Annotated in this window: 17 protein-coding genes; 11 read left to right on the top strand and 6 right to left on the bottom strand. The window is 38.5% G+C overall.

The genetic code is table 11. The features are described 5' to 3' along the window. Positions 1-28: 28 nt before the first annotated feature. Positions 29-2,629 (bottom strand): bifunctional acetaldehyde-CoA/alcohol dehydrogenase, encoded by a 2,601-nt coding sequence (gene adhE, locus Q8865_01670; protein ID MDP4152138.1) that lies wholly within the window; start codon positions 2,627-2,629, stop codon positions 29-31. A 245-nt stretch (positions 2,630-2,874) separates the two neighbouring features. Between adhE and Q8865_01665 the strand changes: the two genes are divergently transcribed. Together Q8865_01665 and Q8865_01660 are read left to right on the top strand one after the other, a co-directional pair. Continuing rightward, the gene (locus Q8865_01665) at positions 2,875-3,447 is read left to right on the top strand and encodes a chromate transporter (protein MDP4152137.1); all 573 of its coding nucleotides are present in this window, start codon (positions 2,875-2,877) and stop codon (positions 3,445-3,447) included. Further along, positions 3,444-4,016 (top strand): chromate transporter, encoded by a 573-nt coding sequence (locus Q8865_01660; protein MDP4152136.1) that lies wholly within the window; start codon positions 3,444-3,446, stop codon positions 4,014-4,016. The genes Q8865_01665 and Q8865_01660 overlap by 4 nt, the downstream gene beginning before the upstream one ends. A 131-nt stretch (positions 4,017-4,147) precedes the next feature. Here the strand turns inward: Q8865_01660 and Q8865_01655 are convergent, their stop codons facing one another. Beyond that, positions 4,148-4,642, bottom strand: coding sequence for a hypothetical protein (locus tag Q8865_01655; GenBank protein ID MDP4152135.1), 495 nt, complete (start codon positions 4,640-4,642; stop codon positions 4,148-4,150). A gap of 202 nt (positions 4,643-4,844) precedes the next feature. Between Q8865_01655 and rsxC the strand changes: the two genes are divergently transcribed. The 7 genes from rsxC (at position 4,845) to Q8865_01620 (ending at position 10,888) form a co-directional block, all read left to right on the top strand. Beyond that, positions 4,845-6,179, top strand: coding sequence for an electron transport complex subunit RsxC (gene rsxC, locus Q8865_01650; protein ID MDP4152134.1), 1,335 nt, complete (start codon positions 4,845-4,847; stop codon positions 6,177-6,179). A gap of 9 nt (positions 6,180-6,188) precedes the next feature. Next, positions 6,189-7,160 carry an RnfABCDGE type electron transport complex subunit D gene (locus tag Q8865_01645; protein ID MDP4152133.1) on the top strand — a complete coding sequence of 324 codons (972 nt, stop codon included), beginning with the start codon at positions 6,189-6,191 and terminating at the stop codon, positions 7,158-7,160. Next, a complete protein-coding gene (locus Q8865_01640; GenBank protein MDP4152132.1) occupies positions 7,153-7,710 on the top strand; it encodes an RnfABCDGE type electron transport complex subunit G in 558 nt (185 codons plus the stop codon). Before Q8865_01645 ends, Q8865_01640 begins: the two co-directional genes overlap by 8 nt. A 10-nt stretch (positions 7,711-7,720) precedes the next feature. Continuing rightward, a complete protein-coding gene (locus tag Q8865_01635; protein ID MDP4152131.1) occupies positions 7,721-8,332 on the top strand; it encodes an electron transport complex subunit E in 612 nt (203 codons plus the stop codon). Further along, the gene (rsxA, locus tag Q8865_01630; protein MDP4152130.1) at positions 8,329-8,913 is read left to right on the top strand and encodes an electron transport complex subunit RsxA; all 585 of its coding nucleotides are present in this window, start codon (positions 8,329-8,331) and stop codon (positions 8,911-8,913) included. The genes Q8865_01635 and rsxA overlap by 4 nt, the downstream gene beginning before the upstream one ends. Before the next feature lie 88 nt (positions 8,914-9,001). Next, positions 9,002-9,796, top strand: a complete 795-nt coding sequence (locus tag Q8865_01625) for an RnfABCDGE type electron transport complex subunit B (protein MDP4152129.1) — start codon at positions 9,002-9,004, stop codon at positions 9,794-9,796. Positions 9,797-9,958: 162 nt separating this feature from the next. Next, entirely contained in the window at positions 9,959-10,888 is a 930-nt protein-coding gene (locus Q8865_01620) for a putative glycoside hydrolase (GenBank protein ID MDP4152128.1), read from the top strand. A gap of 107 nt (positions 10,889-10,995) precedes the next feature. On the opposite strand, the gene Q8865_01615 is transcribed toward Q8865_01620, so the two are convergent. Further along, complete coding sequence (locus tag Q8865_01615) at positions 10,996-11,148, bottom strand: hypothetical protein (GenBank protein MDP4152127.1); 153 nt, start codon at positions 11,146-11,148, stop codon at positions 10,996-10,998. 104 nt (positions 11,149-11,252) lie between these two features. Between Q8865_01615 and Q8865_01610 the strand changes: the two genes are divergently transcribed. Then, positions 11,253-12,530 (top strand): DUF1015 domain-containing protein, encoded by a 1,278-nt coding sequence (locus Q8865_01610; GenBank protein ID MDP4152126.1) that lies wholly within the window; start codon positions 11,253-11,255, stop codon positions 12,528-12,530. A gap of 33 nt (positions 12,531-12,563) precedes the next feature. Then, on the top strand, positions 12,564-13,961 hold the full coding sequence (locus Q8865_01605; protein ID MDP4152125.1) for an S-layer homology domain-containing protein: 1,398 nt from the start codon (positions 12,564-12,566) through the stop codon (positions 13,959-13,961). Between the two features lie 59 nt (positions 13,962-14,020). Here the strand turns inward: Q8865_01605 and Q8865_01600 are convergent, their stop codons facing one another. Genes Q8865_01600 through Q8865_01590 form a run of 3 tightly spaced genes read right to left on the bottom strand, consistent with a single transcriptional unit; the run spans position 14,021 to position 16,471 of the window. Then, positions 14,021-14,767: an ABC transporter permease gene (locus Q8865_01600; GenBank protein MDP4152124.1), complete on the bottom strand. Its 747-nt coding sequence runs from the start codon at positions 14,765-14,767 to the stop codon at positions 14,021-14,023. A gap of 2 nt (positions 14,768-14,769) precedes the next feature. Beyond that, a complete protein-coding gene (locus Q8865_01595; protein ID MDP4152123.1) occupies positions 14,770-15,678 on the bottom strand; it encodes an ABC transporter ATP-binding protein in 909 nt (302 codons plus the stop codon). Then, positions 15,671-16,471, bottom strand: coding sequence for a MerR family transcriptional regulator (locus tag Q8865_01590; protein ID MDP4152122.1), 801 nt, complete (start codon positions 16,469-16,471; stop codon positions 15,671-15,673). Before Q8865_01590 ends, Q8865_01595 begins: the two co-directional genes overlap by 8 nt. Positions 16,472-16,528 lie beyond the last annotated feature (57 nt).

Below are 16,528 nucleotides of genomic sequence, written 5' to 3'. Positions count from 1 at the left end.
AAAGCCCGTACCCCTTGACATCGATATTTTATTTTCCGTAATAGGCTTTTGTTAAAATATCTTTTATTTCACTAACCAGCGGAAGTCTTGGATTAGCTGTCGTGCACTGATCTTCAAATGCTCTGTCTGCAAGTTCATCAAGATTAGCAAAGAATGCGCCTTCATTAACACCACAGTCTTTAAAGCACATCGGAACCTCAAGTTCCTTCATTAGATCCTTAACTGCTTTGACCAGAGACCCGACGCCCTCTTCTGTTGTAGAAGCTTTTAATCCAAGGCGTTTTGCAATTTCAGCATATTTTTTATCCGCAATGAAAGCCTCGTATTTCGGGAAGGAAACACGCTTAGTCGGAGTCTTGCTGTTATAGTCAATTACATAGGGGAGAAGGACAGCATTTGCACGACCATGTGGCACATGGTATTCGCCGCCAATCTTGTGCGCCATAGAATGATTTACGCCAAGAAATGCATTTGTAAATGCCATACCGGCCATGCAGCTTGCGTTATGCATTTTTTCACGGGCTACTGCATCGCTTCCGTTATGGTAAGCACGGGGCAGAAATTCGAACACCATCTCTATTGCCTTCATCGCAAGTCCGTCTGTATAATCCGATGCCATTATTGAAACGTATGCTTCAATGGCATGGGTGAGCACATCCATTCCTGTATCAGCAGTTATGCGTTTTGGAACAGTCATAACAAGTTCAGGATCAATAATTGCGACGTTTGGAGTAAGCTCATAATCCGCAAGAGGATATTTTATATTTTTTTGTTTATCAGTAATAACCGCGAAAGATGTCACTTCAGAGCCTGTTCCAGAGGTTGTCGGAATTGCGACAAGTTTTGCTTTAGTGCCGAGCTTCGGGAATTTGTATGCTCTTTTTCTTATATCAAGGAATTTAAGTTTCATAGCATTTACGTCTGCATCAGGATGCTCATAGAATAGCCACATGCCTTTCGCCGCATCAATTGCAGATCCGCCGCCCAGAGCGATGATAACATCCGGCTCGAATTCATTCATAATAGCCACACCGCGGCGTATAGTATCAAACGAAGGATCTGGCTCGACATCACTGAAGATTTTTGCATGGCAATATTCATGACGTTTACGGAGGTAATACAGGATTTTGTCAACATATCCAAACTCAACCATGTTGGGATCAGTAACTATAAAAGCTTTAGTTATGTCAGGCATTTTTTCAAGATACTGAATAGAACCTCTTTCAAAATATATCTTGTCAGGAACTTTGAACCACTGCATGTTGACTCTCCTTTTTGCCACTCTTTTTTTGTTTATAAGGTTGACAGAAGATACGTTAACAGTCGTTGAATTCCCGCCGAATGTGCCGCACCCTAGTGTTAATGAGGGCATGTTCGTGTTATATATGTCGCCGATAGCACCCTGAGAAGCCGGAGAATTGACGATAATACGTCCTGCTTTCATTTTAGCTGAGTATTCATCAATGATCTCATGATTTTCACTGTGAATAACCGCCGAATGGCCAAGTCCGCCAAAAGAAATTACCTGTTCAGCCCTGTTTATTCCTTCTTTAGCATCTTTAACGACGTAATATGCAAGGATAGGGGATAGCTTTTCTTTAGAAAGCGGGAAGTCAACCCCAACGCCATCCAGTTTTGCAAGTAGGATCTTTGTATCGTCCGGTACATTTACTCCTGCGGATTTAGCAATAAAAGCTGCGGGTTTACCGACTATATCCGCATTCAAAGCGCAGGCTTTTTCTTTATTAAAGCAGAAATTTTCAAGCTTACTTATTTCTTCTTTGGTTAAGAAAACGCATTTGTTATCGGTCATCAATTTCTCAAACGCTTTTGAGATTTCTTTTTCAACGATTACCGACTGCTCAGATGCGCAGATCATTCCATTATCAAACGTTTTGGAGAGAATAAGATCATTTACGGCTCGATCCAAATTAGCGCTTTTTTCAATGAAGCACGGAACATTGCCAGGGCCAACGCCAAGTGCCGGTTTCCCGCAGGAATACGCGCTTTTTACCATTCCCGAGCCACCGGTAGCTAAAATCAATTTTACCTTTGGATGGTTCATTAAGGCATTTGTTGCCGCAAGTGATGGATGTTCAATCCATTGGATGCAGTTTTCAGGCGCTCCTGCAGCTATTGCAGCATCTCTGACTATTCTTGCCGCTTCACTGCTGCTTTTTTGAGCAGAGGGATGAAATCCGAAAATTATCGGATTTCTTGTTTTCATAGCTATTATTGATTTATACATTGTAGTTGATGTAGGATTTGTAACAGGAGTTACACCTGCAATAATGCCAACCGGTTCAGCCACAACTTCAAAGTCCTCATTCTCGTTATCATCTATAATTCCAACCGTTTTATCATATTTGATACTGTGATAAATGTATTCTGTTGCAAAGATGTTCTTTGTGATCTTATCCTCGTAAACACCTCTTTTAGTTTCTTCAATTGCAAGTTTCGCTAGATACATTTGTTTGTCTAAGCCGGCAAGTGCCATAGCTTTAACAATATTATCTACCTGCTCCTGATTTAATGAAAGCATTTCTTCTCCGGCCTTCGCTGCCCTTTCAGCTAAGACATTAATCTCCTTCTCAACATCAAAATCATTAGATTGCTTATTTGTATCCATATTAGATCCTCCTTCTCAAGTTTTTCTTTCTGGTTATAGTATATTCGATTGTTAAACTTTTGTCAATGTATTTCGTTAAACTTTTAACAATTGGCTTGCACATTTTTTTGTATAATTATTCCTACAATTTGTGCATGCTAAACAAAGCAAAGTATACAATAAAGCTATAATTTTCAATTCTATCTCCTTAACATTTTTATTGATGAGGTGTATAATTAAACTCAAATTCCCGCTCGGGAGGAAATATGAACAAAAATTTTAAACTATACTGGACTCTTTTCACATCAACATTTGTGCTGAGTGCTTTTACAGTTGGCGGTGGATACGTGATAGTCCCGCTCATGCAGAAAAAGTTTTCTGAACAGCTAAAATGGATTTCTAATGACGAAATCATAGATATTGCATCCCTGGCTCAGGCCGCTCCGGGCCCGATTGCGGTAAATGCGGCAATGCTTATCGGATATAAAACCGGCTCTGTTTTGGGTGCTTTTGTGACAGTTTTAGGAACTGTATTGCCGCCTCTTATTATAATGGCAGCAGTATCCTTCTTTTATACCGCGTTTATAACTAACGCCGTAGTGGCTGCAGTACTTAAAGGAATCCGTGCAGGAGTTGCAGCAGTAATGGTTGACGCTGTTATTTCAATGGCACAAACATTATTAAAGAAAAAAAGTTCTTTCAATTATATTGTTTTAATTATAGCATTTTTACTTTCATTTGTTTTTAATATAAATTCTGCTTATATTATTTTAGGAGCCGGCATTTTAGGCTACGTTTACTATACTATTATGAAAAAAAGAGAGAAGGTCGCTAAATGATATATCTAAAACTGTTTTTAAGTTTCTTTCAAATTGGCCTTTTCTCCTTTGGCGGCGGTTATGCTGCTTTACCCCTTATTCAGCATCAAATAGTTGATATTCAAGGCTGGATATCAGTTTCCGAAATGACTGATATAGTGGCAATATCACAAATGACCCCAGGTCCTATAGCCATAAATGCAGCTACCTTTGTCGGTACAAAAATCGGGGGGATAATAGGTGGCGTAGTCGCAACTCTAGGATGTATTACTCCATCCTGCATTATCATGATGCTGATTTCCTGGTATTTTTTCAAAAATAGGGAAATACCACTTGTGCAGGGTATATTGACCGGAATACGGCCCACAATCATAGGGCTAATTTCTGTAGCATGCCTTACAATGGCGCTTGGTGTATTTTTTAACAGTGATAATATCTCGTCTCTTTTTATAAATGCACTTACAAAAATAGATATTCGTGGTATAGCTATTTTTATTATGACTATAATATTGCTGAAAAGTAAGAAACTTGGCACTATTCCAGTAATGTGTCTCAGCGGTATTATTGGAGCGTTTTTGTATTTAATATAAAAAATGAGGCACAGTATAACTTTGTGCCTCATTTTTATTGACAAATGTAATCTAATTTGTTAATCTAATAATTAGAGTCGATGAGTAGTTATGATGGGAAGTTATCCGTCTAAGCTCATCGCTTTTTTTATTTAAAAAAAACTTTTGATAGTATCCATAGCATCTTCACAAACCAGTTTGGCGCCTTCCGCTTCTGTAACAAGTTCCCCAAATTCTGAGATAAGAGAATTAATGTTTTTAGCTTCTTGCCCGCCTGTACATATATCAAGGTAATAAACTTCCCCATCATGCAGAAGCCTAGCGGATGTACTTTTTCGGAGGGAGCGGCAAAGCATAATAACGTCCTCAAAATCCTTTAATCTGCAAATTATATGTACGTCACTTAAAATCCTGATAGTAAGATAAAAAATCCGTTCACCTGTGGGGTACGCGCTTATTTCGATCCGTCTGCCCTTTGCTGCAAAGCCAATTTCATTCTCAGCAGTATCAATTGCATCTGTTAACGCTTGTTCAAATGCAGGATTCCCAGTGCTTATTTCTTCAAACCTGCCTATTTTATATCGATCTAGGTCTTCCTCAAAAAAATAAACCTGGCAAAGATCATTGCTTATCGGTTTTAGTTTCATATAATTAGCCTCCGACAGGCCGGATTTATTTCCGGCAAATAATATGTTTTTATTATAAAACATTTCTCAAGCCTGCAAAATGCAAAATTATTGCCAGCAACACCACAATATACTGCGGCTTACATCTTTTAAGCCTTTTCAACAATAGTACGCGCGTTTATAATTATATTATATTTTACTTATACAATTAAGAGGTGAACAAATGGTAAGAACTTTCAGAGGGGGTATACATCCCCAGTATTATAAGGAAAACACAAATACATTAAAAATAGAGCAAATGCCTGCTCCGGCAAAAATGTATTTCCCGGTGCTTCAGCACATAGGTGCTCCATGTGAACCTATTGTGAAAATTGGTGATCATGTAATGATAGGTCAAAAAATTGCCGACAGCAGCGCACCTGTTTCAGCCCCTATACATGCTTCGGTTTCTGGAACTGTATCAGCAATTGAGATGCATCCTCATCCGTCAGGCTCAGACTGTCTTACAATTGTTGTCGATAATGACAGCTTGGATACCTTCTCTCCCAATATTACCGATTGCCAATCCGCCTTTAATGATATTTCCACTGAAGAGCTTCTTACAATAGTGCGCGAAGCAGGCATTGTCGGGATGGGTGGGGCAGGATTTCCTGCGCATTTAAAGCTATCGAGTGCGCTTGGCAAAATAGATACACTGCTCATAAACTGTGCGGAATGCGAACCATTTTTAAGTTCAGATCACCGCATGATAATAGAGGAAACTGACAGCATTATAAACGGCGTGCAGATTTTGCGCAAATTTTTTGACCTCGAAAAAGCAACTATATGTATCGAGGACAACAAACAAGATGCAATAGCAATCTTAAAACAACGTTTATCACGAGATTATGCAAATGGGATAGAATTATCCATTCTTGAGACTAAATATCCACAGGGTGGAGAAAAACAGCTGATAAAAGCCGTAACAGGAAGGGAAGTTCCAAGCGGAAAACTTCCTGCTGATGTTAAATGCATTGTAATGAATGTTGACACCGCTGCATCTATCTTCCGGGCTGTATATTTGAGACAGCCTGTTTATAGGCGCATTGTTACAGTTTCAGGGGACGCAGTAATAAATCCTAAAGTATTATCAGTTAGGATAGGAACTCCATTTCAAGACGTTTTAGATTTTTGCAGCGGTTTAAAAGGCAACGTTTCAAAAATCATAAACGGAGGTCCAATGATGGGAATTGCACAGTATAATCTTTCTGTTCCTGTCATAAAAACTACATCTGGAATACTTGCATTATCAGATTCTCATGACAGAGAAGTAAGCAAGCCGGTATGCATACACTGTGGAAAGTGCATAGCAGTATGCCCGATGAAACTTGAACCTATTTATCTGTCAATGTTTATTAAAAAAGGAAACTATGATGATGCTGAAAATTATCGCATAATGGATTGCATTGAATGCGGAAGCTGCTCGTTTATATGCCCTGGAAGATTAAATCTTGTTCAGGAATTTCGTGTAGGCAAGTTGAAAGTAATTGAAAAACGCCGCAGACAACAGGTTAAATAGGAGGATTAAATGGAAAAATTATTGACTGTTACCTCATCTCCCCATATAAGAAGTGAAGAAAATACCCATTCGATAATGACCGATGTGATAATTGCTCTTATGCCGCCTCTTGTTGCAGCTATGTACTTTTTCGGCTACCGTGCATTGTTGCATACACTTGTAGGTGTAGTATCCTGCATTTTGTTTGAATATATAACACGGCGCATCATGAAACGCAATAATACGATTGGAGACCTGTCTGCTGTTGTAACAGGTATCCTTCTGGCATACAACATGTCTGTATCTGCACCGCTTTGGATGACGGTAATAGGGTCTTTCATAGCCATAGTAGTTGCAAAACAGCTTTTTGGCGGCCTTGGTCAAAATTTTATGAACCCGGCGCTTACAGGAAGGATATTTCTGGCTGCAAGTTTCACCGGTGCAATGACGACATGGGCTCATCCAGTGTTTTTATGGACTGCAAATCTCGGCGCAGATGCTGTTACGACAGCAACGCCGCTGGTAAGCCTTAAGGCGCACACACTTCCAGACACTTCTTTATTTATGATGCTTCTTGGCGGAACCGGCGGGTGCATAGGTGAAACTTCGGCTCTGCTTCTCGTTGCCGGCGGAATCTATCTAATGATGCGTAGAGTAATAACTTGGCATACGCCTGTTTCTTATATCGGAACAGTTGCTATTATTACTTTTCTTTCAAGCGGCGGCCTTAACAGAGGGCAATTTATGCTTTCTGAGTTACTTTCGGGCGGGCTGATGCTTGGCGCGTTTTTTATGGCAACTGACTATGCAACAACCCCCGTTACTGGGAAAGGGAGAATTATTTTCGGAATAGGATGTGGGCTTCTGACGGTTCTGATACGTTATTACGGCGGATACCCGGAAGGAGTCTCATATGCAATAGTGCTTATGAACCTTCTTACATGGTTTATCGATAAATATACAAAGCCAAAAGCATTTGGAAGGGGTGTTAAACTTGGGTGATAAAAAACATAATGAAATAATACGCCTCGGGCTAATTCTTTTTACCATTACTTTTATAACAGCACTTTTGCTTGCCTTTGTAAACGGAATAACAAAGGATAAAATAGCGGAAAACTCAGCAAAAACAAAAAAAGAAGCCATGCAGCAGATCTTTTCTAATGCTGATAGTTTTGACAAATTAAATCTTGCCGCCACGGATGTCGTTACAGAGGGCTATACTGCTAAAAAAGATGGTAAATCCATCGGCTATGTCATCAGTGTAGAACCTCAAGGCTTTGGAGGAGCTATTTCAATGTTAGTCGGTATTACGCCCGATAAAAAGGTTTCTACTTATGTTATTACGAACATGAACGAAACCCCGGGACTTGGGACAAAGGCAAAAGATGCTTCTTTTTCAAGCCAGTTTAAAGATAAAACAGCTAATATTAAAGTAGTTAAAACCACACCATCAAATAATGAAGTTCAGGCGATCAGCGGTGCAACAATTTCTTCAAATGCTGTAACTAAAGGCATAAATGCTGCCCTTGATGCAGTTTCAAAACTAGGATAGGGAGGTAAAAATGAAACTAGATCAACTATCCCAATTGAAAGATGGAATTATAACTCAAAACCCAACTTTTATCCAACTGCTGGGTATGTGTCCTACACTGGCTGTTACGACTAGCGTACAAAACGGCATTGGTATGGGGCTTGCGGCAACAGCAGTTTTGATATGCTCAAACGTTGCAATATCACTGCTCAGAAAAATAATCCCTGGAAAGATCAGGATTGCGGCATATGTTGTAATAATTGCGGGTTTCGTAACAATGGTAGACCTTTTGATGCAGGCATACTTACCGGCATTGTCAAAAGTTCTCGGTATATATATACCATTGATTGTTGTTAACTGCATAATTCTTGCGAGAGCAGAAGCATTCGCATCAAAAAGCAAGCCTTTCCCGTCCTTTTTAGACGGGCTTGGCATGGGATTAGGCTTTACGTTTGCCTTGACTATCCTAGCTTCCGTCCGCGAGTTAATAGGAAACGGTACAATTCTTGGGATAAACTTGCTGGGGGCAAATTATCCAAAAGTAATTATGATGATACTCCCGGCCGGAGGATTTCTTACGCTTGGGTTTCTAGTTGCAGGCGTACAGTACCTTAAACAAAGAAAGGGTGAGGAAAAGAAATGACATCAATATTACTAATTGTAATTAATGCAATATTAATAGAAAACTTCGTTCTAGTTAAATTTCTTGGAATCTGCCCATTTCTTGGAGTTTCAAAAAAGACAGATACTGCAATCGGAATGGGAATGGCTGTCGTGTTTACAATAACACTTTCGTCAGCCCTGACCTGGGCAGTTAATAATTTTATTTTAGTGCCTCTGCACCTGCAGTACATGCAAACCGTTGCGTTTATTCTAGTAATAGCAACCTTGGTTCAGTTTGTTGAGATGGCACTCCAAAAGATAATGCCGGCGCTCTACCAAGCTCTTGGCATATATCTTCCTCTCATAACGACAAACTGCGCTGTGCTCGGATCTGCTTTATTAAATATACAACGAGGATATAACTTTATAGAATCAGTGGTATTCGGTTTTTCCGCTGCCGTTGGTTTTATGCTTGCAATCGTAATCTTTTCAGGCGTACGAGAAAGACTTGCTTACAGTGACATTCCAAAAGCATTTCAGGGATTCCCTATGGCTCTCGTTGCTGCTTCACTGCTTTCTATGGCATTTATGGGATTTCAGGGTCTTAAGCTTCCGCTGTAAGAGAATTTGATATTATAAATCGGTTTGCCCGCTTACCGTAAAAGGGGCTCGCAGCGCCATTTTTTAGCTGCGCAGCATGGAGTCAATTATGATAATGCCAATTTTATATGCGGTGCTCGCCCTTAGCATTATGGGGCTTTTATTTGGTATAACGCTTGCATTCGCATCAAAAATATTTGCTGTTGAAAAAGACGAAAGAATACCTCAGATACAAGAAGTCCTTACTGGTGCAAACTGCGGTGGATGCGGATATGCCGGATGCTCCGCTTTTGCAACAGCAGTTGCTGAGGGAAGAGCAAAAATCAACGGCTGTCCTGTTGGAGGCACAAAAGTTGCTGCTAAAGTAGCCGCAATCATGGGTACAGAAGAAATAGCCGAGGAAAGAAAAAATGCATTTGTACGTTGTGCAGGATCAGCAAACTCAGCAATAAAAAAATACGAATACAAAGGCGAACACGACTGCAACGCTGTTATGCGTTTAGGCGGTGGAGACAAAATGTGCAAATACGCCTGTATCGGTTTTGGCACCTGCGTAAAAGCATGTTCATTCGGTGCATTAAAAATCGAAAACGGGGTTGCTGTTGTTGATAAAGAAAAATGCACCGCATGTGGTTTATGTATTTCTTCCTGCCCTAAGAATCTAATAACGCTTACGCCATACGACAGTGCATATGCCGTTGCCTGTTCATCGCTCGATAAAGGTCCTGCTGTTCGCAAGCAGTGCAGCGTCGGATGCATTTCCTGCCGCATTTGCGAAAAAGCCTGTGAATTTGGAGCAATTGCGATTATAAACAACGTTGCTCAAATAGACTTTGAAAAATGCACCGGTTGTGGAGTGTGTGCCGAAAAATGTCCTTCTAAAATCATACATTGTAATAATTAATTTAATAAGATTCAAAAAATAGGGCAGTAGGCTTAAGATAAAGCTTACTGCCTTTTATATTTGCATACAGTTGACAGAATTGTCTTTAATGACATATAATAATTTTAATAATTATATATTAAATAAATATATAATATACTTATGACTAATCAGAGGTGTCATATGAACGATAGACTGCACAGATATACGGGAAAAAGTAATTGGAAAAAATGGGTGATTATATTTATACTCATTTTTATTCTTTTGTGTGCTACTGGACTTTATGTAATCGGAATTTTCGATATAAACCAAAAAAATTCTAAACCAACACAGCCGGTTACTACGTCTGAAAACAGTTCCACCACTCAAAACTCTGATCAAACAGTACAACAGCAGCCATCTGATACTCAGGCCGGAAATTCCTCTGTTGCAACTGAAGATCAAACAAAAACATCTAAAAGACCTGTTGATTTAAAATACCAACTAGTTACACAGTCTGAAATTACACAGGGGGCAGACGCTTTAATTCAGAAAGCTAAAAATGGGGAAATAAATTCAGTAATTATAGAATATAAAAATCAATTAGGCAACGTAATAGATTCTAATTCTGATTTAAACGAATATATTAAAGAATTAAAGGACAACAATCTATACGTAATTGCAGAAGTTTATGCTTTTAGGGATAATCACGAAGTTACGGTGGATAAAAAATCTGGCATTATGTATTCGAAAAACATGCTTTGGCTTGACTCAAACAATAAAAAATGGCTGAATCCATACTCTGAATCTGCATGCGACTATATAACTTCAGTTACAGATAGCGCATTTGCAGCCGGTGCAGATGAAGTAATGCTAATGGAATGTAATTTTCCCACAAACGGAAAAACTTCTTCAATATATTACGGAGATACAAATGGCGTAACAAAATCTCAATGTATTGAAAACTTTTTAAAAACACTTACACAAAATAGAGTAATTTCATTTGCAGTTCCGGTTCAGGCAACTAAAAGTAAAACTTTCGCCTCAAGTATAGGACTCGATTTTTCATATGCAGAATTGCCTTTTGTCGGAATCTATTCTAATGATGGTAAAGAGTTAACCCCTATAAAATAATAAGAGAAGCCTGAAAAAACAGCAACAGGCGCTCTCTGCTTTTAAGCTGAGATGCCTGTTGCTGTTTTGGCTTCATAAATTATCAAGTCAGCAAATTGGCAAGAATATTAACCAATATACCCCATCATATTTTTTGCGTTTCTTCTTACATAACGTCTGATTTGACGAGCCGTGCGATGGGAAATAGGCATTGGATATACTGAGCTTACAACTGCTCCGATTGCTACTCCTGCAACCATTGCGGGAATTATACCTTTCATTATTTTGTTTCCTCCTATCAAATTTCAATTATGGAACCGAACACTATTATTATTTGTTTTACAACACAGTTAATCACTTAAAATTATGGAAATGAGGACGATTTATGGCAGTTATTTCGGCATTTAAAGGCCTTCGCTTTACAAAAAAAGCAGGTGAAATAAACACACTTGTCTGCCCACCATATGATATTATTTCACCATTACAGAGAAAATCTTATGAAGCATCTAATCCCAACAATATCATTTCTTTGGAATTGCCTGACGGCGGAGAAAATCGTTATAAAAATGCAGGAAAAAAATTAAGTGAAATGATAAATGAAGGCATTTTAAAGCAGGACGAGCATGATAGTCTTTATATTTACGAAGAAGAATTCACGGCTTACGGTATAAGAAAAAAAGTAAAGGGACTTATTACTTTAGTCCGTCTAGAAGAATTTTCAAAAAATATAGTTCTTCCTCATGAAGAAACTCTTTCTAAAGCGAAAGCTGATCGTTTCAATTTAATGTGTGAAACTTTCTGTAATTTTAGTCAGGTATACTCATTGTATATGGATGGTGACAAAAATACCCGTAGTAAGATTGAAAGTGCATCTCAATACGATCCTGATATAGAATTTTCTGACGATGATAATGTTATCCACAGACTTTGGTGTATAACAGATACAAATGTTATCAATGCTATAATCGATGATTTCAAAGACAGGCAATTATTTATAGCAGACGGTCACCACCGTTATGAAACAGCTTTAAATTTCCGCAATAAACTCAGATCCGAAGGCAAAATCAATGATACCGAGCTTGGCGGAAATTATATTATGATGGATTTAGTTGATATAGAGAACGATGGTCTTGTTGTTTTCCCGACACATCGTCTTATTCGTGATGTCCAAAATTTCAGCGAAGAAAATCTGATTAAAGAATGTAAATTATTCTTTGACATTGAAACAAAAACTAATTTAAATGAAATCCAATCTGAACTAATGATAAATAACCAGGATAAATGTTTTGCGATGTATACTGGCAACAATTATTATTATAAGCTTAAACTAAAAGACTCTAATGCCATAACATTAATGAATACTGACAAAAGTGACGCATATAATGGACTTGATGTAACTATATTACATTCACTCGTCCTCGAAAGAACTCTTCATATAGATAAAGAAAATATGGCTAAACAAATAAATTTAACATATACACGCAGCATTGAGGAGGCAATTGCTGGTGTAAAAGAAGGAACATATCAGGCTGCATTTATTTTAAATCCTACAAAAGTATCTGAAATAAAAGATGTTGCTGCGGCGGGAGAAAAAATGCCTCAGAAGAGCACTTATTTTTATCCCAAACTGATAACAGGGCTCGTAATGAACAAAATGGTATAAAATATGCGCAACAGCGCAAAAGGAGTTGCCATGATGAAGATGAAAAAATCGTTTATCTCACGCATTTCCGCTGTGCTTCTTGCTATTTTATTTCTTTTTTCCGTGGAGGCGGAGGGAACCCCCAGTGATTGGTCATCCGACACAATTTCCCGTGCAATAGAAAACGGCATCATTACGGATTCAATTAAAGATAATTATCAGCAGTCAATCACACGTTTAGAATTTTGCGAACTCGTCATGAAACTGTACGCTGCAACAAACGGCGATGACAATATTTCAACCGTTTCAAACCCCTTTACTGATACTGATAATGCTGACGTAATCAAAGCTTACAGTCTTGGTTTTGTGCATGGAGTTGCCGACGATAAGTTTGCGCCGGACGAAAACATAACAAGACAGGAAATTTGCGTCATGCTTTATCGTACAGTTAATATTCTTGGATTTAAATTAAATTTATCGGCATTTCGAAGCTTGGACAGCTATACGGATCTTAAAAATGTTGCAAGCTGGGCAAAAGACGCAGTTGAGTACATGCTTAAAGCCGGCATAATGGCAGGAACAAGCACTAAAACTATATCGCCTAATGACACCACCACAAGAGAACAAGCTGTTGTATTTATGATGCGTGTATTTGATGAAATTAAAATGCCTGATTTTACAGTAGGCGGTACATGTTTGCGAATCGGTTATACTAAGAACTATGTAATCAATCATTTCGGTGCACCAGACAGAATCGATGAAACCGCCTACAATTACGACTGGTATGTTTATGACAAAGATTATAATAATTTTGTAATGATCGGCATTGAAAATAATCGTGTTTCTGCCATTTTGTCAAATGCCCCGACGTTTACATTTGCTGGATTCCCGTCAGGAACTCTTAAATCTTCTGCCGATGAATCAATAAAGCCCTATGCCTCAAATTGCATTATTACTTTACTCGAGGATAAAATAGACAGCGATAAAGTTATAGGTATTTATACTACAATAAGCAGCAAAAAGGATACTGTTGATGATTCGGTTCGCTTCCGCTGCTGTGAGATGGAGATTTTCGACTGCACAAATGCTTTTAGGGTTATGAACGGAAAGGAACCTTTAGCTTATAGCGATACCGTTTCTGAGGTCGCTTTTGTGCATAGCAAAGACATGGGCGAAAAAGATTATTTTGACCATACAACACCGGAAGGGAAGACGCTTGAGGATAGATTATCTGAAGTCGGTATTACTGTTTCCAGTGCTTCAGAAAACATCGCTGGTGGGTTAAACAACGGCTATGAGGCATGCTTTGAGTGGATCAATTCCGATAAAAACCGAGCTAATATGCTTGGGGATTATACAAGTACAGGAATAGGTATGGCTGACGGGAAACATTATTTGCACTACTTTACACAGATACTCTATCGAGAAGATCAGGCACAATTAGTAAAATAATTTATATAGACAACGCCCAAAGCATTTATTTACTGCTTTGGGCGTTGTCTTATTTATCTTTAAAGTAATTCACTTTCAATTTTTTTATCAAATAATGAGATCGCAATAGCGAATACTAAGACCCCAATAACAGCAATAATTCCTAATGCCAGCCAGGCATTGATATTTGTATTTATCTTATAAGCTAAGCCATACAGCGCTTCTGCCGCATATGTCGCGGGGAAAATACGACCGATCCACAGCAATGCATTTGGCAACATGCTCACAGGAAACATAATGCCGCTTACTATTATTGATGGAAAAAATATTATCATTGACAGCATACTTGCAAACGACTGGCTCTTAGCTGTTACTCCAATAAGAAGCCCTATTGCAATACTTGCAATTAAAAGCACCGCAATGACTGCAAAAAAAAGGGCTGGATCTTTTGGCAAATCCGAATGAAAAGCGATTGGCGAACAAACGTAAATTATAATAGATACAATAAACAGATGTATAAACGAACTTAAACCCTGGACAAATATTACCGCCCAGCTGGGTATACCGCTAACTCTGAATGCACGCAAGGTTCCGGATTCACGCATTTTGACTAATGGGATAGGCATTCCCATTATGGCCCCCATTGTTATTGCAAGAATAGACATAGAGGCTGCCAATGTGGGCTTAATGTAAGGGTTGGCAGAAGAGAATACCGGCCCAACGACAAAGAAGAATAATATGGGAACCAGATAAAAATTCAAAAGCGTTCCCTTATCACGCAGGTCCATTTTGAACTGTATAGAAAGATACTTAAAAAATGCTTTCATTTCTACTGAACTCCTTCCGAAAGTGCTATAAACATTTCTTCGAGCGTTGGCCGCTCGACTCTGAGATCTTCCACAGTATCGCCAGAGTCTAACACTTTTTTTACTATTTCGATCACTGATTCTGCAATATCTTGGCTTTTCCATTCAAGATATCCATCTTTTTCACTAATAAACACAGCTTTACCGATGTCGTGCCCGGGGAGGAGAGACCCTTTAGCAGTACGGAGCCTAATCCTTGTCTCTTTATTTCCGGCAGCTGTAATCATCTCTGGTGAATCGCAGACAACGATTTTTCCATGAACTAATATCGCAATACGGTCGCAAAGGCTCTCAGCTTCTGCCATGTCATGCGTTGCAAGAAGCACTGTTATACCTTCTGATTTAATAGTGCGGATTTCATCATGCAGCTGAGCTCTGCTTTGCACATCAAGTCCTGCTGTTGGCTCATCCAAAACCAATACTTCTGGATTATTTAAAAGTGCAAGAGCAAGATGAACACGTCTCTTTTGGCCAATTGATAATTGATGATACTGTTTGTTCAAAAGATCCCTGATACCAAATTTATCTATAATACTACTGTTTTTTGTCGCTCCCTGCCATGAGCAAACTAGTTCAATGGCTTCTTTGACCTTGATACACCCCGGCAAACTGGAAGATTGAAGTTGTACTCCAAGCTTTTTATGTAATTTATATTCATCTTGCTGAGGGTCACAGCCGGCTATGGAAATCTTGCCTTTGTTTACTTTTCTTAAACCTTCCAAGCATTCGAAAGTAGTGGTTTTCCCAGCTCCGTTTGCCCCTAAAAGCCCAAAGACCTCACCTCGCTTTACCTCAAGATCAATACCATTTACTGCAGTAAAATCACCGTATCTTTTGACTAAGCCTTTTATTGAAACTGCAATATCATTCATGATTTTTCACCCCTATATCAGAAATATGAATATTATTATTTTCAAGATAAATCGAAAATGCTTTTGTTAAGAAGTTTTTGATCGGCTCTTTAAGCTTTTTCGCCTCTATTGGCCAATTATCTATGTCCTTACCACTCATAATCAAGGTAGATAACATATCTGAATTTCCGGCTGCAAATTCATTAACCATATCCCACCATTGCTTTGCGAGTTTTTGCCCTTCTGCGCCCGCTGGATCAGCATCTAAACTATTTAGTATTTCAAGCTTAGTGAAAACCTCTTTTGCATTTTGCATAAAAGCATAATACTTATCCTGTGAGTCAAATCTCTTTGAAATACCTGCCATCTGTTCTTCGTTGAAATACCTGATAATAAAAGAGTACGGGTTGCCTTCCTTCATAAGTATAAGTATTGTCATTAATTTTTCGACTGTTATTTCTTTGCCGGTTTTCGCTTCTGCGATTACAATATCTAAAGTTTCAGCAATCTTTCCCAAATTTTCGATTTGCTTACTTAGGATATTACGTTGTGATGTAAAAACATTGATTAAATCAACCAAGCTATCCTGCTTTAATACGTTTTCCTTTATTTCGTTTAATGAAAAACCTAAGGATTTAAAGAAAAGTATTTGCTGAAGATTAAAAATATCTTTACGTGTATAAATCCTTCTGCCGCCTTCCGTATACTTTGAACTGAGCAAATTTATCCTGTCATAGTATTGAAGTGTTCTAACAGAAATTCCTACTGTCTGAGCAAGTTCGCCAATTGAAAATACCTCTTCATCTTCCTCCATATTTACTCACCTCGGTTATATCAAAATCAATCCATATACATACTACTACATTACGTT

The organism is Bacillota bacterium, assembly GCA_030705925.1.
Lineage (GTDB): Bacteria > Bacillota > Clostridia > Oscillospirales > Feifaniaceae > JAUZPM01.
The sequence above is the reverse complement of the archived record's forward strand: the minus strand, read 5'-3'. Positions and strand labels throughout refer to the sequence as shown.